This is a genomic window from Kitasatospora sp. NPDC091276 (assembly GCF_040684355.1).
Lineage (GTDB): Bacteria > Actinomycetota > Actinomycetes > Streptomycetales > Streptomycetaceae > Kitasatospora.
The window spans coordinates 48638-68043 of record NZ_JBFBFU010000028.1; the positions used below are offsets into that span (position 1 = coordinate 48638).

Genomic DNA, 19406 nt, shown 5'->3' on the forward strand with positions numbered 1-19406 from the left:
CACACACAAGTCGAGCGAACCTGTGGGGCCATGGAGCACAGGTACCTGCTCAGGGGGCGGGCCGGGTGCGCAGGGTGCGGTCGGCGAGGGTCGCCAGGACCAGGACGACGCCGACACCGACCATGATCCAGGCGATGAGGTGCATGCCGCGGTCGGAGACGTGGGTGCGGAAGACGATGCCGGTGATTGCGGAAGCGACGATCGAGCCGAGGTAGCCGAAGGTGCGCAGCAGGCCGGAGGCGGTGCCGAGTTGATCGGCGGGAGCGTGTTCGTAGAGGGCGGTCTGGTTGCCCGCGCCGGACGTGCCCATGGCGACGCCGAAGATGAGCGTGACCACCACGACCCATCCGATCCAGCCCGAGGTGCTGAGCAGCAGTACGCCGGCGGATCCGATGAGGCAGGCCAGGGCCGCTGCCATGACCGGTCCGCGCACCGGGTTGTGCCGGGAGACGAGCGAGATCACCAGGCCGGACATGAGCGTCATGGGCAACAGGAGCAGTCCGGCTTCGGTCCCGGACAGGCCCCGGACGCTCTGGGCCCACTGGGTGACGCCGTAGAGCACCACGTACGCGCAGACCAGGACCAGCCCGTAGCGAAGATAGGTGCTGGTCAGGGCCCGGTTGCCGGCGAGCAGGCGCAGGTCGAGGAACGGGGTGCCGGCTCGCAGCTCCCACAGCACCAGGGCGATCCACAGCACGGCGGAGATCGCCAGCAGGTACCAGTGGGCGTCGGGCAGGGCGAACAGGAACAGCAGCAGCGTGATCATCGCGGCGGCGAACCCGGCGATGCCGATCACATCCAGGGCGGCCGCGACGTCCCGGGCGCGTCGGCTGCGGTCCGGTGGGCTGTCGGACGGGCTGTCGGACGGGCTGTCGGGTGGGACCCAGGCCACTGTCGTGACCAGCGCGACGAGTGCGACCGGAACGTTGATGAAGAACACGGACCGCCAGCCCAGCGCGGCCACCAGAACACCGCCCAGGGGCAGCCCGAGCGAGGCGGTGGCGATGCCGGCGATCTGCAGGCCGCCCAGCACTCCGCCCGGCGGCTTGTCCAGACCGGCGTCCTCGGCGCGGCGGCGGATCAGCAGCATGGCCGTCGGATAGGCGCACGAGGTGCCCGACCCGATCAGCACTCGGCTGATCAGGAGGATCGGAAGACTGTCGGCAGCGCCGCCCATGAGTCCTCCGACGATGACGAGTCCGATTCCGGCCAGGAACACCCGTCGTGGGCCGAACACGTCGGCGGCCTTGCCCGCGGTGGGCTGGGCGATCGCGCTGGCCAGGTACAGGGCCGTGACCAGCGCGGCGGTCTGCCCGATCGACACGCCGAGTCCGTGGGCGATCGGTACGAGGGCCGTGGCGATCAGCGAGCTGTTGATCGGGTTGAGCGCCGAACCTACGAACAACGGGGTGGTGAATCGCCAGGAGAACGGACGCCCGGGCGGTATCCCGTTCACCGGCGGGGCGTTGGTCGTCGGTCCGGGAGCTGGCATCGGAATCTCCAGTACATGGTGGTCGCAGAGGCTCGGCGAGGCGCCCGGGCGACAGCGTGGCGGCATCCGGGGTCGCGGGCTCATCGCTGGTGGAGGACTCGCCCAGGACGTCGGCGACGTGGTCGACGAAGGTGACGGCGGCGGGACGAGGCGTCGCACGGCGCACGGCGCACGGCGCACGCCGGACCAAGGCCTGCACGGCTGACGGCGTGGTTCGTTCGAGTGGATTCGTGTCGCGCAGCGGTGCGACGGCGGTGTGCGGAGGTGGGAGGCGGTCATGACGGTCCGTTGGCCTCCCCTCGTACGCGAGGATATGGGACTTGCGAGCTGAGGGAACATCAGTTCGCCGGAACCGACTTCGCGGTGGTGCGGATGATCTGGCCGTTTCCGTGGCGAGGGAGTCTGCCACTGGCGCAGCAGCGGGAGGTTCGCATGGTGGTTTAGGTTGGAATCCACGGGGAGCCGGCGACAGGTCCAGGACGAGAGCCCACCAAGCAGTCGCCCGCCTCCGGCCCTGCTTCCCGCTCTGCTTCCTGCCCTGCTTCGTGCTCAGCTTCGTGCTCTGATCGGAGAACTCGCGTGTTCACCAACAACACACACCCCGTCGTGGTCCTGCACGACCTGGACGACGTCCGCGCCGAGCTCCTGGCGGAAATACAGACGGCGGGCGCGGCGGAGCGACCCGGGTTGGAGGCAGCCCTGCGTGTGGTGGATCGCCAGATGATCGTGGCGGACGAGGAGCGTGTCCGCCGGTGGGCGAGCCGGATCCTGTCCGCGGCGGACGTCGACCCCGTGCTGGAGCCGGTCCGGGCCGTGAAGGTGCTGCGGGACGCCGTCCCGGGGCTGGGGCTCATTTCAGCGAACGACCTGGTGAAGTCCGTTCTCCCCCGCTGACACGGGCGAGGCGCGGCAAGCCGGGGCGGGGCCGCCGTGTACATCAGCTGAGGAGCCGCGGAGCTGAGGACCCGCACACCCGCGGCACGACCACGGCGACTGCTGCGGGTCGGACTGCCGCCAGGTCGGACGCCCGCGCCGGCCGCCGCGCCGGCGAGGACGCCGCAGGCCCCGCCTCGGCGTCGAGCGTGGCCCGCGGCTGCCGGAGGACCGCGCTACCGGGGTCGGTTCGTCGGGCCCAGACCTGGAAGCGGCGTGGTCCACCAGCGGGCCTTGTACAGCTCGGTTCCGGTCAGGGCGAGCGTCCCGTCGGGGTGGTGGAAGGTGACGGCGGAGGTACACCAGGAGCAGGGCCCCGCGTGATCGGGCGTGACGGTGAGCAGGCGACCGGTGACGGGCTCACTGCCCACGCTCTTGATCCCGCGGGCCGAGTCCTCCGCGCCCAGCCCGACGGCTTCGAAGCGGTCGAGGTGTGAGTCGTAGCGCCACAGGCGGTCGCCGGTGCTGACCCAGAACGTCCCCGGCACGGAGCGCACAGGTGCGAGGTCGTGTCCCCCGACTTCCGGAAGGGGGACGCTGCGTTCGGGGGTGAGGGACGGGATGTCGGGCGTGCCACCGACCCGGAGGGCCAGCAGGGTGTCGTCCCCGAGCACCCAGAGCAGCTCCGCGCCCTCGTCCCACTGCACGGCGTGGGCCCCGTCGAGTTCCTGCTCGGTATAGGTGGTGCTGCGAGGCCCCTCCGAGGCCGCGTACAGCCGCACCCATCCACCGGTGCTGGCGACCACGGCGACGTTGCCGTCCGGTAGGAGCTCCGCGCTGTGGGGGTTGACGGAGGTGCCGAGGTCCGTGGCCCAGATCGGCGTGCCGGTCGCCGTGTCGACCAGGGCTGCCAGGCCACCCGAGGCGGTGACCAGGAGGGAGCCTTCACCGTCGAGCACCACGTCCCTGGCCTCGGTGGGCCTGGCCCAGCTGCGGGCCGGCTCCAGGTCGGCCAGCCGATCGTCGCCGTCAGCGGTCCACGACCACACCACCGGCAACCGGTCGGCCTCGGGTTCGGCCTCCCGCGCCGTCTCGCCGTCCAGGACGAGAACCTGCCGGGACGCCTGATCGACCGCGACGATCAGCGCACTGCCCCGAACGCCGGCCTGCCCGGACCCCGGGTCGGTCTGCCCGGGCCCCGGGTCGGCCGCAGCGAGCGGCGGACCACCCGGCACGGGTGCCCGCCCGGCCTCCTGATCAGCCGCGATGACCACCGCACTGCCGCGGGGCTCTCCGCCGCTGCCGTCCACGGCATGCGGGACGGGGGTCGAACACGCCGTCAGCATCAGGCCGCCCAGGACGGATCCCACCCTGAGGCCCGCTCCGGCTCTTGCGCACACTGCCACGTCCCTTTCGCGAGATTATTTTCAGACTTTCCACTCTGCGTCCCGGCGCCCCGGCCCGGCGTCATCCTCGTCGCGGCGTCCGGGTGAACTCGCCCCAGCGGGCCCTTGACGTCATCCGTATAGACCGCGTGCGCGTCCGGTGGAAGCATTGGTGCCAACGGGTGACCTACAGTCACCTCGAAGTTCTCCCCAAGGAGAGTCATGCGGATCAGCACGCGCATGCGCGCGGCCTCGGCTGTGCTCACCGTCATCGCGGGCAGCCTCACGTTCGCCACGGTCGGAGCGGGAACCGCCAGCGCGGGCAGCCTCACGTTCGCCACGGTCGGAGCGGGAACCGCCAGCGCGGCCGACTGCGGCCAGGTGCTCGGACCTGCCCGCACCATCGTGGCCGGCGGCCAGTCGATCGGTCGGGCCTACCTCGCCTGGAACTCCTGCAGCAAGCAGGCCTACACCGAGATCAACCTCTGGAACACCAACTACGTCAACGGCAACTGGCACGGCGGCCTGATCGACGTGAAGTCCAGCTCGAACTACAACTCGAACACGGGCTCGCCCCAGCCGAACGTCGGCTCGTGGTGGTGGGACTCCGGATACATTCCGGTGACCGGTGTTTCGAACACCCGCCTCTACCACGGCAACTGGAACTTCACCGCCGGCGGCCACAACTGCAACGGTCAGACCGTCACATGGAACTTCTCCAACGGAAGCTACGACAGCAGCCAGGAGTCCCTGCCGCACTGCGACTGACGCTGACCGGCTCCCCCGGGCGGCCCCGTTCCGCGGGAACGGGGCCGTCCAGGCGGCGGACCGGTCGTCGGCGTTCGGGCGGGAGAGAGCGGCCCGCAGCTCCGGCTGGGCCTCCTCGGTGGGCGGGTACTGGCCAGCACCCGCATCCGCGCGCCGGCGCTGACGCCGCGCGCCCGACGGGCCGCCCGCGGCTGGAGCCCGCCACCCGGGGAGGATGGCGGGCTCCTTCGCGTTCGGGCTCGCCGTGCGTGCTCAGGCCCGGCGCAGCACCCGGCGCAGCCAGAGGGCGCCGGCCCCGGCGGCCGTCAGGGCGAGGCCGCCGAAGGCGAGGCCCGCGGTGTGGTCGGTCCCGGTGGAGGCGAGCTGGACGGATGACGGCGCGGCAGGCTGCGCGGCGTCGGCGACGCGGGCCTGCTGGATGGACGGCGCGGTGGAGGTGGTGGATGGGCCCGCCGGAGCCGAGGCGCTCGGGGCGCTCGGGGAGGACGCGGAGACCGGCACGGCGGCGCCGGCCGGGGCCGACGGCGCCGAGGAGGAGGACGGGCTCGGCTCGGGCGCCTTCGTGGCGGCGGGCAGCACCTGAATCGTCGAGCGGGTACCGCAGTTCGTGGTTCCCCGGAACGGCTGGCCCTCGTTGACGAACACGCACGGGCCGAGCGTGGTGGTGCCCGCCGGAGTCTTCGCGTCGTACGACACCCGCACCCGGGCGACGGCCTTGCCACCCGACCGGAGGCTGGAGTCACGGCCCTGGAGGTACACCCCGTAGGGGTCGTCGGGCGCGATTCCGGCCACCTTGTCCAGCGTCCGCCAGGCCCCGTCCGCCGTACGCACCTGCACGGTCGCGTACCGGTCCACGAACAGGACGTTGCCGAGGTTGGTGTAGTCGGACGGCGTGGGGTTGTCGAGGGTGGCGTCGAACTCGACCGGCGCGCCGCCCGCGACGACGGTGGCGGGCACGTGGTCGAGCGAGCTCGTGATCGAGGTGACCTTGATCGTGCTGGTCACCTCGGCCTGCGCCGGCTCGTGGGGGTCGACGACGACGGCGGAATGCAGGGCGATGGACCGGAAGCCGCCGTTGGTGGCACCGTTGTGGGGCAGGCCCATCGGCGCGCCGATCCGCAGGTCGACCCTGAGGGTCCGCCCGGCCGGGACGGTGAGCCCGGGCACCGTCCCGTCGTACACGACGCCTCCGGAGGTGCCGGTCATCACCAGGGGCACCGACTTCCACGTACCGTCGGCCGGGTCCCTGAAGTCGATGACGATCGCGTCCGACGGCGTTCCGACGTCGGTGACGGTCTGCAGCTCCAGGTTGTAACCGGTGCTCTCCTGGCCCGAGTTGGTGATGTCCTCGGTGAACTCGACCGGCCCACCGGCGAATCCGACCGAGGCCGGGGCCTGGACGGAGAGCGAGGTGTGCGACGGCTCTCCCGCGAAGGCCACCGGGGCGGCGGCCACGACCGATCCGCAGACTGCGGCGACGCCGAGGGCGGCGACGACGATGGCACGACGGGTACGACGGGTACGACGAACATGAACGATGGCGGACACAGTTCTCCCCTGAAACCGTGCTGCGGGCAGGCCGCAGCAGCGCGCTGATGACTGATGACTGATGACTGATGACTGATGACTGAATGACTGATGGCGAGCGGGCCGCAGCAGGTTTGTGTGCGGCCGGGGGGGCGACCACGGCCCCGCTTCTCACTGTCATAGACGTGGAGCCCGGCCAAAGGTTGCAGGCGGCCGGAAAGAAGTTCCTCCCCATCTCCGGACACTGCCGACGACGAGCGATCTCGGCGCAGCCGGGCCGTCAGCCCCAGCGGGCGGATCCCGACAGGCCCCTGACACACCCTCAAGTTACTATCGGGTATTTTTAAGGGGCCTCACATCTCCACCCTCGCGCCGTTCCCCGACGGCGCGTTCCAGGACGCGATCGTCTCGGGCCTGAAGGCCTCGGTGGCGGCGGGCAACAAGCTGACCGTGCGGGTCCTGGTGGGGGCCGCCCCCCTTTACAACATCACCGCGCTGCCGACCAGTTACCGGGACGACCTGCTGGCCCGGCTCGGCCCGGCCGCCGCCGGCGTCACGCTGAACGTCGCCTCGATGACCACCTCGAGGACCGCCCTGTCCTGGAACCACTCCAAGCTGCTGGTGGTGGACGGCCGCAGCGTGATCACCGGCGGCATCAACAACTGGAAGGACGACTACATCGACACCACCCACCCGGTGTCCGACGTCGACCTCGCGCTGACCGGCCCCGCCGCCGCCTCGGCCGGCTCCTACCTCGACACCCTGTGGGGCTGGACCTGCAAGAACACCGGAGTGCTGTCGAACACCTGGTTCGCCTCCAGCAACGGCGCGCCCTGCCTGCCGAACCTGGAGAAGGACGCCAACCCCGGCCCGGTGCCGGCCACCGGCAACCTGCCGGTGTTCGCGATCGGCGGCCTGGGCGTCGGCATCCGGAGCGCAGACCCGGCCTCCACCCACCAGCCGGACCGGCCGGCCGCCTCCGACGCCAGGTGCGGCCTGGTCGCCCTGCACGACAACACCAACGGCGACCGCGACTACGAGACGGTCAACCCCGAGGAGAGCGCGCTCCGGGCCCTGGTGGCCGGCGCCACCAGCCACATCGAGATCTCCCAGCAGGACCTGAACGGCACCTGCCCGCCGCTGCCGCGCTACGACCTGCGCCTCTACGACCTGCTCGCCGCCAAGCTCGCCGCCGACGTGAAGGTGCGCATCGTGGTGAGCGACCCGGCCAACCGCGGCACGGTCGGCAGCGGCGGCTACTCGCAGATCAAATCCCTCTCCGAGATCAGCGACGCGCTCCAGGCCCGGCTGGCGGCCCGGACCGGCGACGCGTCCGGCGTGAGGGCCACCATGTGCCGGAACCTCCAGCTCGCCTCCTTCCGCGCGGCGCCGACCGCGACCTGGGCCGACGGTCACCCGTACGCACTGCACCACAAGGTCGTCGCGGTCGACGGCTCGGCGTTCTTCGTCGGCTCGAAGAACCTCTACCCCGCCTGGCTGCAGGACTTCGGCTACCTGGTGGAGAGCCCGGACGCGGCCGCCCAGCTCGACGCGAACCTGCTGGCACCCGAGTGGCGCGACTCGCAGGCCGCCGCCACGGTCGACCACACCCGCGGCATCTGCCCGAACTGAGCGCGTTCTCCGTCCGTCAGGATCTTCCGGGGCCGCCGACGTCTCAGCACCTCGGGGCGCCGGACGGTCCTGCCGACGTCGTAGCGGGGTGCCCGGTGTCCGTTCTCGGCGCTGGGTGTCCATGAAGTCGCCCTCGATCAGGCAGTGCGCCGTGCTCGTCTCCTGCAGCACTGCCGACACCTCCCAGCCGACCGTCGTCGTTCCGACGCCCGCACCACCACCGATGAGCAACAGTTCGTAGGCCATGGCGGGCCGTCATGGCAGGCCCGGGCCGCCGCCGCGATGGGAATTCGGCGGGCCCGCCAGGGTTCGCCGTCAGAGTTCGCCCGCCAGGATCCGGCGCTCCTTCTGCGGATCGATGCCGAGCACGTCGCCCTGTAGACCCTGGGTGTAGGGCTCCTCGCGCGGGCCGCGTTCCTGCAGCCAGGCCCAGGTGTCATGCACCGTCTCGGCGAGCGGGCGACAGCGCAGCCCGGCCGCCGCAGCTGCCCGGGAGTCCGCCCGCCAGATCGCGCCGGCGCTCCCGTTGTCATCGAACTCCGGGTACCAGAGTGGGAGTTCGCTCCACGGCCGGACGCCGGCCGCACGCAGCCGCTGGTCCTCAACCCAGACCAGTTCGGCGTTCGAACCGCTGGCCGCCGCACAGGCCGTGAGCAGTTCGCCGTAGGTGCTCGACCCCGGCAGCGAGGTGGTCACGAACCGGCCGCCGACGCCGCGTTCCCCCAGGTCCAGCCCGAAGGCGGCGAAGTCCCTGGCATCGACCAGTTGGATCGGCAGGTCCGGCCTGCCGGGGGCCAGCACGCGCCCGCCGCGCGCCGTCCGCTCCAACCACCAGGGCAGCCGCCCGATGCTCTCGTGCGGGCCGATCAGCAGACCGCAGTTGAGGACGGTCGATCGATCGGTGCCGAACTGTTCGATCACCGACCGCTCGCAGCCCGCCTTGAGCGCGGTGCTGAATGGCAGGCCGGGTGGCGAGTCGGCCGGGCAGTCGTGCAGCGGCGAGTCCTCGTCGACCGGCCGGTCGGGCCAGCGGGCGAAGGCGTGGACCGAGGAGACGAAGACGTAGTGGCTCGCGTGCTCGCGCAGCAACCGGGCCGAGGTGGCGACGGCGTGCGGCTGCTGGCCGCTGGTGTCGATCACCGCCTCCCAGGCCCGGTCGGGGCCCGGCGCCCGCTGGACCAGCGCGGCCAGGTCACCGGCATTGTGGCGGTCGCCGCGCACCGTCACGGTGCCCGGCAGGTCGGGTCCGGAACGGCCTCGGTTGAACACGGTGACCTCGTGGCCCCGGGCCAGGGCCTCCGTGACGAAGGCGCGGCCGAGGAACACCGACCCGCCGAGAACGAGGATTCGCATGTGACGATCGTGCCCCGGAGGCCGTGCCGCAGAACCGTGCGGCATCCGGCGGGTTCTCCCGGTCCCGCTGAGTGGCCGAGGCCCGGGCCGGACCGGACCGGGCCGGGCCGGACCGGACCGGGCCGGACCGGACCGGGCCGGGCCGTAGCCGTGGCAGCGGCGGTGACGCGTGCCGTGTCCGTGGGCGAGCTCGTCGCCGCACTGCGGGGGGGGCGGTGGTCAGCGGCAGGGGGGATCGCTTGGGGACGGTCCGGGGGGCGGGAAAGGAGAGCCCGGCGCGGGCGAGGTGCAGGAGGCCAGTTCCCGAAGCAGCTCGGCGCGCAGTTCGAGGTCCGGGCCGGGGTCGGCGGCGAGTGCGCGGGTGGAGTCGATGGATTCCATGCATCCGGGCTCTCTCTCGCGCGGTATCCGGCATACGCCCGCGGACTCGTTGCGACCGATCCGGGCCGATCCGGATACTCGGTGCGCAAGCCGGCGCGGGCCTGCGCGGCCGCCGCCGTCGAGGAAACGAGGAACCCATGCGACTGATCGCCGTCGAAGAGCACTTCCTGCCGTCCGAGCACGGAAAGGAGGTGATGGCCGGGTATGGCCTGCCACCCGCTGCGGCGGGCCCGTTGGCGGATCTCGGCGCGGGTCGGATAGCGGTCATGGATGCGGCCGGCATCGATGTCCAGGTGCTGTCGGTGGTCGCTCCGGCCGCTCAGGAAGTACCTCGTCCGCGTGCGGTTGACCTGGCGCGGGCGCTGAACGACCGGGCGGCAGAGGCGATCCGGCAGTACCCGGGGCGATTCCGCGCGCTGGCGAGTCTGCCCATGCCCGTCCCTGAAGCCGCCGCAGCCGAAGCCTTCCGTGCGGTGCGCGATCTGGGGTTCTGCGGAGTCATCATCAACGGCCATACCGGTGGCCGATTCCTCGACAGCGCCGAGTTCGAACCGGTCCTCGCGGCGGCGGAGGAGCTCGGGGTCCCCGTATACCTGCACCCGACATATCCGCCGGCTGCTGTCATCAAGGCATACGGAGCAGGTCTCGACCCGGCTGTCGCTGCGTTGTTGATGACCGCAGGGTGGGGCTGGCACGCCGAGACCGGGATGCACGTCCTGCGCATGGTGCTGGGCGGTGTGTTCGACCGGCACCCGCGTCTGCAGGTCATTGTCGGGCACATGGGGGAGAACCTGCCGTTCTCCCTGCTGCGCGCCGATGAGGTCCTCAGCCGTCTGCGGCCGGGGAACGAGTCCGTCGCCGACACGGTGCGCTCCCACGTCCACCTCACGATCAGCGGGTACACCACCGTCGCTCCCCTGCAATGTGCGCTGACGGTGTTCGGAGCCGACCGGCTGATGTTCTCCACGGACTATCCCTTCGGAGACCCCGTCCAACACGCCACGTTCCTGCAAACCGCTCCGCTCAGCCCCGAGGACCGCGACAAGATCGCGCACACCAACGCTGAACGCCTTTTCAACATCTGAGACTTGATGTCGCCCTTCCAGGTGGCAGTGGCCGACGCGGCGCCAGCACGGGTTCTCCACCCATCCCCTTCGACCAAACACGAGGGCGCCTCATGCAAGTGACCCACCACCGAAACACCAGGGGCGGCACGCCACTCGTGAGCAGACCGCGCAGACCGCAAAACAGCAGGCGGGCACGGCGCCGGGCACCAGAACGGCGTCCTGCCCGGGCGGTTCCCCGCAGGCCCGACGCCGCGCGCGCTCCGCTCAATGGAGAGTGCCTCCGATCCCCGGTACACCCGCTTCCTCCACACCGAGTCAACCGATCAGCTCGAACCGACGCCGAAGGTCCGCAGTTCGTAGTAGTCGCCGCTGTACGTGCCGTCGGGTCCCTTCTGGAGCATGAAGGCCACCGGGCCGGAGCGGTGGAGCGGGCTGTCGATGGGGGCCCGGCCGGCGGCGAAGGCGGTGTCCACTCGGGGCTTCATGGCGTCCAGCCAGGTCTTGGTGGACTCCGGTTCCGCTCCTGGGTGATCCAGGCCGGCGCAATCATGGAGGAAATCGGCTTGCTTCGCGGCGGTGGCCGTCACGTGGCAGGACCAGGTCGTCAAGTCGCCGTCGATGGTCCACGCCGCGGCGATCCACATCGCGGTGTTCCCGTCCTGCTTGACGCCCGAGGCGTGCCAGACCGTCGGCCGGCCGGGGAAGTCGACCTTCTCCCGGGCCTTCATGGCGATGCCCCAGGTGGTGGCCAGGTGGTTCAGATACGACTCGCCGGTGTACCCGGGCTCGATCACCTGGCTCCTGACCGTCGGAGCCTCGGCGGCGGCCACCGGCTCGGTGGGCCAGTCCGCCGGACTCCCCACGCTCGGGGCGGCGCTGGAGGGTGCTGCCGTGCCAGCCGGGGGCGGTAGGTCCGGGCCTTCGCCTGGGCCGAGCCGAGTGGCGGCTTCGACTCCGGGCCGGTGCGGCTCCTTGCCGTGCGAGGACGAACAACTGGCCAGGACGGCGAGGGTCGCTGCGGTCACGGCAAGGCGCGTCAGGGGGTGACCGGCACTCAAGAACGGCTCTTTCGGGCTGCGGTGTCGCGCGGTCGACCAGGACGGCCCCGCTCGCCGACGCGAACGACGCCCTGGTCCCGCTCTGGGGGTCGTGCCTGATCCTGGCCGCCGCGATCGCCCTGCTGGCGGGCGCGACCGCGCTCTTCCTCAGCCGACGGCGGCGTCTGGAGGGCCGGCCGCAGGCCGAGCGGCTCTGGAACCAGGCCTGGTACTGCGCCCGGTGCGGCACCGCTCACTTCCCGCCCACCTCCGGGCAGGGCACCCAGGCGCTCGTCCTCGCGGACTTCCGCAAGGCGGTCTGGACGGCCGGCGGCTACGGCGACCTCGCCGAGCAGTACCGGCCGTAGGCACACGTCCGCCCGGCCTGGCCCGGCTGGGGCGGGCGTGCGTCTGCGGGGCGGGTGAGGCGGTTCGTGCTGGTGGGGCCGTGTCAGCGGGAGGGGCCGATGCCCCAGGCGGCGGCCCGGGCGGCCGCGGCCGCGCGGTTGGGCAGGTCGAGCTTGGCGAGGATGTGCTCGATGTGGGTTCCCACCGTGCGGGGCGTGATGTGCAGGCGCTCGGCGATCTGCCGGTTGGTGCGGCCGGCGGTCAGTTCGGCCAGCACCTGGAGTTCGCGTGGCGAGAGCCCGCCGGGCCGGGGCGCGTTCGCGGCCGGGCCGGGCGCGGCGAGCGCCTCGGGTGGCGGGCCCGCGTGGGCGGTGACGGCCGCCGCGAGGGCCTCGGTGAGGAGGGTGACCACGGCGCGCGCCGGATCGGGCGCGCGCCGCGGCCGGCGGGTGCTGACGTTCAGCATGCCGACGTACCGGCCGTCGGCGGCGAAGAGGCACTGGGCCACGCCGTCCTCGATACCGAGGGGGCACAGCACCTCCCGGAAGCCCGGGGATGCCGCCAGGAGCCGCCCGGGAACGTCCCCGAGCCACAGGGCGCCCCGGGCCGGCCTGCGGAGCACCGGGAACACCGGGTCGCGGTGCAGGCGGGTCTCGATGTAGGCCGTGGCGTCGTCCGGGTAGCTCCCGGCCAGGGTGGTGTGGCGCCGGCGCAGCGGATCCCACCTGGTCAGGGAGGCGTGGTCGTACTCCACCACCTCCGACAGCGCCGCCAGGACCGCGTCGACGCCGCCCGCACCGCTCGTGGCGCTCCTGGCGGCCTCGCGCACGTGCAGGGCCGCCTCCAGGATGTCCGCACCGCCGCGCCGTGTTGCCATCATCCAAGGATGATCATGTGCCCGGGTTGCGTCAATCGCGCAGGGTGTCGTGCACGACCTGTCCGTCCACGACGGTCAGGACGACGGGCATCGCCGGGATGTCGTGGGCATCGGCGGCGAGCAGGTCCCCGTCCAGCACGCAGAGGTCGGCGACCTTGCCCACCTCCAGGGAGCCCTTCCAGTCGTCGGCGAAGTCCTGCCAGGCCGCGTCGATGGTGTAGGTGCGGATCGCCTCGGCCAGACCGATGCGCTGCTCGGGACCGCTGACCCGGCCGTCGGCCTTCGACTCGCGCAGCACCATGGTCGCCACGCCCTGGCGCCAGTCCGGGAACGTGACCGGGGCGTCCGACCCGCTCGCGACCCGCACCCCGGCGTCGATGGCGTCGCGGTAGGGCCAGGCGTAGGCGGCCCGCTCGGCGCCGACGAAGTCCTCCTCCATGTCGGCGACGGTCCACTTGATGGTGGGGTTCATGTTGACGCCGAAGCCGTGCGCGGCCAGCACCTCCATGCCGTACGGGGTGAGGAAGTCGCCGTGGATGACGTAGTGGCGGGCGTCTGGCCGCGGGTGCTCGGCCATGGCCGCGGCGAAGGCGTCCGCGACGGTGTCGATGGCCCGGTCGCCGGTGACGTGGACGCCCACCTGGTGCCCGGCGGCGTGGGCGTGGCGGATGATGGCGGCGATCTCGGCGCTGCGCTCGGTGTCGCTCCGGCCGCCGACGCACAACGAGCCGCAGCCGCCCCCGACGTACGGCTCGTGCATCCAGGCCGTCTTGTTGGGCACGACACCGTCGGCGAAGACCTTGACGCCGTGGATCGCGAGGCGGCGCGGATCGGCGCCGCCGGGGGCGGCGGGTTCGAAGGGTTCGCCGGACCCGCCTGACCCACCGGACCCGCCGGGTTCGCCGGGTTCGCCGAGGGCCGTGAGCACGGCGAGGCCGCGGGTGAACTCCTCGGTGGTACTGGCCATTCCGGTGGGCAGGAGCAGGACGCCGACGCGGGCGGTCAGTTCACCGTCGGCCAGCAGCCGGCGGTAGACGTCGAGGGTCTCCGTGCCGAGCGCGCCCCGCATGATGCCGTCGCCGCCGGGGCCGAGCCCGGGCTCGGTGTAGCTGGTCACGCCGAGCCGGGCCAGCGTGGCGAGGGCCGACCTGACCGCGTCGGTCCGTTCCTGCCGGCTGAGCGCCGGCAGCGCGTTCTGGACGAGGTCCTGGGCTCCCTCGTGGAGCAGCCCGGTGGGCTCCCCCGCCTCGTCCACGACGATGGCCCCGCCGGGCGGCGCGACGGTGTGCCGGTCGATCCCGATCAGCTCCAGCGCCTTGGAGTTGACCCAGGTGGCGTGCCCGGAGAAGGAGTACAGGACGACCGGGTGGTCCGGGCTCACGGCGTCGAGATCGAGCCGCGAGGGCAGCCGCGACGGATCGGCGACGCACTCGTCGAGGTAGCCGGTGTCCCAGCCGTGCCCCGTGATCCACTGCCCGTCCGGGACCCGGCCGACGGCCTCCCGCACCGCCTCGGCCACGTCCGCGAGGGAGGGCACGGCGGGGTGGCCGAGGTGGAGGGAGAGCGGCGGCGACGCCATGCCGAAGGCGCATCCGTGCAGATGCGAGTCGTTGATGCCGGGAAGCAGCGTCGCCCCCCGCAGATCGACGACCCGGGTGCCCGGTCCGATGAGCGGTGCGACGTCGTCGCGCCCGCCGACGGCACTGATGAGCCCGCCGGTCACCGCCAGGGCCGAGGCGACGGAGAACTCCGCGTCGACCGTGACCACCTTCCCGTCGAGAAACACCAGGTCCGCATACGTGTGCACAGAAAGGCCCCTTTCGAAGACCGGGCGCACCACGGCCGCCCGGAAACGCTCTCCCGAGGACTATGTCCGTGCACCCGTCCCTCGCACATCGGTCATCCCACCGATACACGCTCCCCCGGTGGCGGGGTGACGCCCCACGGCGGTCGGGTCAGGTCAGGACGGCACCGGGCCGTGCAAGCTACATGGTCCAGCGGATGGTCAACGGCTTGCCGTAGCCCGCGAGGCCTCGAAGGAGCAGCTCACCCAGGACGATTCCGCTGTCGGTGACGAAGAACGGCATGGAGTACGGGAAGTCCTTCGACCACGCGGGAAGCGCGATGACGGACCCGTCGGGGTTCCAGCGCTGCGCGTAGAGCTGGGCGCGGGCCGGCCACGGGTCACTGGTGTACCCGACGATGACGCCCTGGTCGTTGATGCCGGTGGCGATGCTCGTGAGCGTGGTCGGCGCGAGCGGCAGAGGCGTGCCGTCGACGGCCCAGCGCGCTGCCTGTCCTCCCAGGCCGCCCACCACCGTGCCCTCGTTGTTCACGGCCTTCGCCTGGCTGCCCGCACCCAGGTCGGAGACGGCGCCGGCGGCGTTCCAGACGAGGGCGTGGTCCGCGCCCGGCTCACCGCCCGGCCGGCCGGCCCCGATCACGACGCCGGAGTCGGTGATGCGGGCCGCGCTGCTGGTCACGTAGCCCGCCGGCACGTCGAGCGCGGTGACGGTCCCATCGGGGCTCCACGCCACCGCCCGCCGGGAGACGATACCGCCGGCCGGGTACGAGTAGCCGACCGCCGTACCCGAGCTGTTGACGGCGACGGCCTCGCTCTCGGTGTCGCCCGGCAGCGGCGGCAGGACGACGGGGGCACCGCTCGGCGGCCACGCAACGGCGTGCTTCGCGGCCGCCGCGCCCCAGGAGGACCCCACCGCGGTGCCGTTGTCACCGATCGCGGCAGGGGCCGCCGTCGTGTCGCCGGGTAGCGGAAGCAGTTCGGTCGGTGTGGACGGGGAAGTCCATCGCACCGCGTGCTGCCGGCCCCCGACCTGCGCAGCGGAAGTCCCCACCACGGTACGGGCGTTGTTGATCCCGACCGGACTACCACCGGCGTCCCCCGGCAGCAGCGCGAGTGGTTCGGTCGACCAGTCCGCCCTCCAGAGCAACATGTACGTCCTGATGTTCTCGTTACGGGTGAGGTCCCCCACGATGACGAAGGAGACGCTGTCCCCGTTGCCGTTGGCGGCCTTGAGCTCACTGGAGTAGGTACCGGGCTCGATGGGCGGCGACCCGACCGAGATACCCCCGGGGTAAGGGTTGGCGGCCGCCGCCGGTGCCGAACCCACGGCCAGGGCCGCGGCCGTGGCGGCGGCGACGGCCGCCGCGACTGTGCGAGAGGTGCGCTTGCTCATGGGATGTGCAGCTCCTGTCTCTCGTTGACGTCACGGAGGCACCGCCGAGCCGATGGCACGCCGCTTCCCCGCCCCCGTGCCGCGCACCAGTCTCCGCCAGCCCGGCCGGGACGCGCAGCCCGATCGGTGATTTGCCCCCGACCGGTTCGTCACCGGATCAACGCGAACTCGCCGACAGAACACGGATGTTGCGGCACCGGAGGGCGGCTTGCGGCCGGATCCTGAGGGACGAGGGGCAGGTGTCCCGCTATGGTCGGCTGGGCACTCGGGATCCGGGGTACCGGTCATCGACGGAAGCGGGGCTGGAATCGTCATGGTCAGGTCTGTGGTGCGGTTGATCACCGGGGCACCGGGGGCGGGCAAGTCGACACTTCTGGGTCGGCTGCGGGAACGGCCGGTCGCGGTGGTCGACTTCGACGAACTGCCCGACGACGACGGTCGGTTGCTCGGTATCGACATCACCTCCCCGGACGCGTCCGGCATCTGGCCCGACTACAACCGCCTGTGGGTGCGGATCGCGGGCATGCTCGCGCGGGGAGGCGGGCCCGTCCTGGTGTCCTGCCCCATCACCCCGGCCGAGTGGGAGGCCGCCGCGGCCGATGTGCCGGACGCCCCGGAGGTCGTCTGGGCGCGGCTGGACTGCGCGGACCACGACCGCCGCGTCCGTTTGGCCGCCCGTGGCTGGAGCGCGGAGCAGGTCGAGGAAGCCGTCCAGGACGCCGACGAACTGCGCGAACTCGTCCCCACGGCCTTCACCAGCTCCGACCGTGCCCCGGCGGAGGTCGCCGAGGACGTCCTGCGGTGGATCACCGACTCCCCCAACGCCTGACCCGGCGACGATCGGAGCCGATTCCCTTCCCCCGGCCGGGTCGACCACGGCGACCGCTGCCGGCGGCTGCACGACCGGCGGCGGTGACCCCCGGCCGTCGGCCGTCGGTTGTTGGGTCTTGGGTGTTGGGTGTTGGGTGTTGGGTTGACGAGATCGTTCGTGCCCGGGAGCATGTGTCGCCGCGTGCGTGCGCGGGTGTGTGCAGACCGGATTCGTGGGGTGTGGGGTCATGAGGTTCGTGGTGTCCGAGCGGTGCGCTGGAAGGATCGGGCCGGCCGTCGGCGCGGTGCTGGTGTTGGCGGCCTGCGCGGTAGGCGGGGGCGATGGAGCGTCGGCCGGTTGGTCGGGGGCAGGCAAGCAGGCGTACGGCCCAGCCCCCACCGAGGCGGTCGACTCCCTCAACTCCCTCAACTCCGTCGGCTCCGTCGGCTCCGTCGGCTCCGTCAGGGCCGTCAGGGCCGCGTTCGGCAGGGCTGCCGGGACCATGGACCTCGCCGGGCCCGGCGCTGCGTCCGGCCCGGTGGCCGAGGTCCGGCAGGCCGGTGCGCCCGCGACCACCCTCTCGATCACGGAGGGCGAGGTCGGCGAGGTGGGTCCGCACGGGACGATCACCTACCCGTCGGTGACCAGCTGCCTGGTCGTCACCGTCTACCTGCGGGACGGCGGCAAGGTCGGCGGCCACGCCAGCCTGTTCCAGGTCCCGGGGAAGTACTACTCGGACGAGGTCCTGCCGGCCATCAAGCGTGCCGTCGGTGGCCGACGGGTGGCGGCCGTCGACGTCAGCGGGGCCGTCGGAGCCTGGAACCCCTCCTACTTTCAGAAGGCCATCGAGCGGTACACCGACGGGTCGGTCCCCGAGCCGACGGGCGACGCGAAGGGGATCGGTGACGTGGTGGCCAAGATCCTGGGCCGACAGGGCAAGGAGGTCACCGTCCGGGACGTGCCGGACGGCGACATCACCAGGTGAGCACCGCGTCGACGGCCCCCGTACACGGGGGGGGGGAATGACCACGGCCCGCGCGCCATAGCCTCCGAGGAGAACGAGCCGACGGGGCACCGACCACCGGGGCGCGGGCCCGGCCTTCGGCGGGACGGGACACCCGCCGGCCCCACTCAGAGCGCCAGTTCGACGAGGCCTGCGAGCAAGCCGACGACGATGCCCAGGACCGCCACGGCCGTAAGCCCGATGAGGAGGCCGACCACCAGGGTCATGGCCTCCGGGGCCTGACCACGCCGGACTCCGACCAGCAGCCAGCCGGCCGGCACCGCGCCCAGTACGAGAATCATGCCCACGCCGATCCCGTACTTCACGGCGGGCGCCGACGACGGCTCGTAGGCCACGCCCCGCACCAGCCGCACCGGGAGCCGGGTGCCGGCCCGGTGCTTGCCGGTCGTGCCGTTCACCACGATCGGGCGGACCTCGCCCGCGGAGGCGCCGGCCGGCGTGAACCGCCCCTGGCAGTCGGTGCCGTCGCTGTTGCCCTCGCTGTCGGACACCTCGTAACAGCGGTCCACCAGCACCACGCCGTCCGGCGGGCCCAGCCCCATGGCCGCGCCCATCCGTTCCGCGCTCAGCCACCAGGCCAGCCACACCGCCCCGGTCAGGAGCGCCGCCGCCAGCATCCCCGCCGCCACACGCACCGCCGCACGCGCTGCCACACCCCACACGCCGCCTCCCCGCGCACGCACCACGACCGCTGCCCACCGTTGTTGCTGCTGCGCCCACCGCCCCCGCCACGAAGCCGTACGAGCCGCACGAGCCGCGCCCGCGGTGCGGGGCCTGCCCGACCGCCGGGACCGGCACGGCCAACTGAGGATGTCAGCAAGGCAGTTGGCGCGCAATGCCCCACCCCGGCCCGGCGGCACCCGATGCCGGTGAACGACGCGGTGCCGGACGGGCGCGCCCGTACGCACGTGGAGGCGGTGTCGGTGCGGCGGAGGCCGCGGCCCAGTCCGCTCTTCTCCTCAGCTCGGCGCGGGCGCCGCACCGTCGAGGACGAGGTCGATGATCCGCCGGCTTGCCCGTTCCGGGTCCAGCTGGTCGGTGCTGCCCGATGCCATGCGGGCGAGGAGGGGGGACACGAGGAGTTCGGAGACCAGGTCGAGGTCGATGTCGGGGCGGATCTCTCCTCGTTCCACGCCGCGTCGCAGGACATGGTTCATGGCATTCCGGCGGGGAGTGACGATCTCTTCGAAGTAACGGCTGTGCAGCCGCGGGAAGGTTGCCGCCTCGGCGTTGAGAGCGCGCAGCATGCTGCTGGCCCGTTCGTCGACGACGCGCTCGGCCAGGGTCTGGAGAAGGACCGCGAGGTCGGCGCGGGTGTCGGCGCCGGCCGGCAAGGGCCGCGGTTCGTTGATCGTCTCCAGCACGTCGAGGTAGAGCTCGTCCTTGGTCTTCCAGCGCCGGTAGACGCTGTTGCGCGAGACCCCGGCCTGCTTGGCGATGGTCACCAGCGACAGGCCGGTGAGGGTGGCGCCCGAGGCGACCATGCCGAGGACCGCATCGATGATGGCCGTGTCGGTGGCGGGGTCACGCTGCCGGCCCCCGCGGCGGCTGGGGAGTTCCGTGGTCACGCCGGTAACGATACAGGCCTGTTGCGTTAGGGGGCCGCCAGCAGGCAATAATGGAACAGAGCTGTT

Annotated in this window: 16 protein-coding genes; 6 read left to right on the plus strand and 10 right to left on the minus strand. The window is 72.2% G+C overall.

The window, feature by feature from the left end; genetic code table 11:
* Positions 1–49 precede the first annotated feature (49 nt).
* The gene (locus AB0O19_RS29340; protein WP_363623793.1) at positions 50–1492 is read right to left on the minus strand and encodes an MFS transporter; all 1443 of its coding nucleotides are present in this window, start codon (positions 1490–1492) and stop codon (positions 50–52) included.
* Positions 1493–2071: 579 nt separating this feature from the next.
* Here AB0O19_RS29340 and AB0O19_RS29345 point away from each other — a divergent pair.
* Positions 2072–2386, plus strand: a complete 315-nt coding sequence (locus AB0O19_RS29345; RefSeq protein ID WP_363623795.1) for a hypothetical protein — start codon at positions 2072–2074, stop codon at positions 2384–2386.
* A 215-nt stretch (positions 2387–2601) separates the two neighbouring features.
* Here AB0O19_RS29345 and AB0O19_RS29350 read toward each other — a convergent pair whose 3' ends face one another.
* Positions 2602–3735: a DUF6528 family protein gene (locus AB0O19_RS29350; protein WP_363623797.1), complete on the minus strand. Its 1134-nt coding sequence runs from the start codon at positions 3733–3735 to the stop codon at positions 2602–2604.
* Positions 3736–3972: 237 nt separating this feature from the next.
* Here AB0O19_RS29350 and AB0O19_RS29355 point away from each other — a divergent pair, with 237 nt between their 5' ends.
* Positions 3973–4518, plus strand: coding sequence for a hypothetical protein (locus AB0O19_RS29355; protein WP_363587107.1), 546 nt, complete (start codon positions 3973–3975; stop codon positions 4516–4518).
* Positions 4519–4770: 252 nt separating this feature from the next.
* Here AB0O19_RS29355 and AB0O19_RS29360 read toward each other — a convergent pair whose 3' ends face one another.
* The gene (locus tag AB0O19_RS29360; protein WP_363623799.1) at positions 4771–6066 is read right to left on the minus strand and encodes a hypothetical protein; all 1296 of its coding nucleotides are present in this window, start codon (positions 6064–6066) and stop codon (positions 4771–4773) included.
* A 405-nt stretch (positions 6067–6471) separates the two neighbouring features.
* Between AB0O19_RS29360 and AB0O19_RS29365 the strand changes: the two genes are divergently transcribed.
* On the plus strand, positions 6472–7677 hold the full coding sequence (locus AB0O19_RS29365; protein ID WP_363623801.1) for a phospholipase: 1206 nt from the start codon (positions 6472–6474) through the stop codon (positions 7675–7677).
* Positions 7678–7992: 315 nt separating this feature from the next.
* Here AB0O19_RS29365 and AB0O19_RS29370 read toward each other — a convergent pair whose 3' ends face one another.
* On the minus strand, positions 7993–9030 hold the full coding sequence (locus tag AB0O19_RS29370; protein WP_363623803.1) for an NAD-dependent epimerase/dehydratase family protein: 1038 nt from the start codon (positions 9028–9030) through the stop codon (positions 7993–7995).
* A gap of 518 nt (positions 9031–9548) precedes the next feature.
* Here AB0O19_RS29370 and AB0O19_RS29375 point away from each other — a divergent pair.
* Positions 9549–10496, plus strand: coding sequence for an amidohydrolase family protein (locus AB0O19_RS29375; protein ID WP_363623805.1), 948 nt, complete (start codon positions 9549–9551; stop codon positions 10494–10496).
* Between the two features lie 305 nt (positions 10497–10801).
* Here the strand turns inward: AB0O19_RS29375 and AB0O19_RS29380 are convergent, their stop codons facing one another.
* The 4 genes from AB0O19_RS29380 to AB0O19_RS29395 form a co-directional block, all read right to left on the minus strand.
* Positions 10802–11503 carry a hypothetical protein gene (locus tag AB0O19_RS29380; RefSeq protein ID WP_363623807.1) on the minus strand — a complete coding sequence of 234 codons (702 nt, stop codon included), beginning with the start codon at positions 11501–11503 and terminating at the stop codon, positions 10802–10804.
* 463 nt (positions 11504–11966) lie between these two features.
* Entirely contained in the window at positions 11967–12743 is a 777-nt protein-coding gene (locus AB0O19_RS29385) for a LuxR C-terminal-related transcriptional regulator (RefSeq protein WP_363623809.1), read from the minus strand.
* A 28-nt stretch (positions 12744–12771) separates the two neighbouring features.
* The gene (locus tag AB0O19_RS29390; protein ID WP_363623811.1) at positions 12772–14547 is read right to left on the minus strand and encodes an amidohydrolase; all 1776 of its coding nucleotides are present in this window, start codon (positions 14545–14547) and stop codon (positions 12772–12774) included.
* A 178-nt stretch (positions 14548–14725) separates the two neighbouring features.
* The gene (locus AB0O19_RS29395) at positions 14726–15937 is read right to left on the minus strand and encodes a hypothetical protein (protein WP_363623813.1); all 1212 of its coding nucleotides are present in this window, start codon (positions 15935–15937) and stop codon (positions 14726–14728) included.
* Positions 15938–16250: 313 nt separating this feature from the next.
* On the opposite strand from AB0O19_RS29395, the gene AB0O19_RS29400 reads away from it, so the two are divergent.
* Positions 16251–16766: a hypothetical protein gene (locus AB0O19_RS29400; protein WP_363623815.1), complete on the plus strand. Its 516-nt coding sequence runs from the start codon at positions 16251–16253 to the stop codon at positions 16764–16766.
* Positions 16767–16995: 229 nt separating this feature from the next.
* Complete coding sequence (locus AB0O19_RS29405) at positions 16996–17733, plus strand: hypothetical protein (RefSeq protein ID WP_363623817.1); 738 nt, start codon at positions 16996–16998, stop codon at positions 17731–17733.
* A gap of 146 nt (positions 17734–17879) precedes the next feature.
* On the opposite strand, the gene AB0O19_RS29410 is transcribed toward AB0O19_RS29405, so the two are convergent.
* Together AB0O19_RS29410 and AB0O19_RS29415 are read right to left on the minus strand one after the other, a co-directional pair.
* Positions 17880–18425, minus strand: a complete 546-nt coding sequence (locus AB0O19_RS29410; RefSeq protein WP_363623819.1) for a hypothetical protein — start codon at positions 18423–18425, stop codon at positions 17880–17882.
* Between the two features lie 306 nt (positions 18426–18731).
* Positions 18732–19340 carry a TetR/AcrR family transcriptional regulator gene (locus tag AB0O19_RS29415; RefSeq protein ID WP_363623821.1) on the minus strand — a complete coding sequence of 203 codons (609 nt, stop codon included), beginning with the start codon at positions 19338–19340 and terminating at the stop codon, positions 18732–18734.
* Positions 19341–19406 lie beyond the last annotated feature (66 nt).

Bases quoted from the DNA above. Each gene is read 5' to 3' on its own strand.
- AB0O19_RS29340 (WP_363623793.1), bottom strand. From the start codon at position 1,492: ATGCCAGCTCCCGGACCGACGACCAACGCCCCGCCGGTGAACGGGATA.
- AB0O19_RS29355 (WP_363587107.1), top strand. From the start codon at position 3,973: ATGCGGATCAGCACGCGCATGCGCGCGGCCTCGGCTGTGCTCACCGTC.
- AB0O19_RS29370 (WP_363623803.1), bottom strand. From the start codon at position 9,030: ATGCGAATCCTCGTTCTCGGCGGGTCGGTGTTCCTCGGCCGCGCCTTC.
- AB0O19_RS29375 (WP_363623805.1), top strand. From the start codon at position 9,549: ATGCGACTGATCGCCGTCGAAGAGCACTTCCTGCCGTCCGAGCACGGA.
- AB0O19_RS29385 (WP_363623809.1), bottom strand. From the start codon at position 12,743: ATGATGGCAACACGGCGCGGCGGTGCGGACATCCTGGAGGCGGCCCTG.
- AB0O19_RS29395 (WP_363623813.1), bottom strand. From the start codon at position 15,937: ATGAGCAAGCGCACCTCTCGCACAGTCGCGGCGGCCGTCGCCGCCGCC.
- AB0O19_RS29400 (WP_363623815.1), top strand. From the start codon at position 16,251: ATGGTCAGGTCTGTGGTGCGGTTGATCACCGGGGCACCGGGGGCGGGC.
- AB0O19_RS29405 (WP_363623817.1), top strand. From the start codon at position 16,996: ATGAGGTTCGTGGTGTCCGAGCGGTGCGCTGGAAGGATCGGGCCGGCC.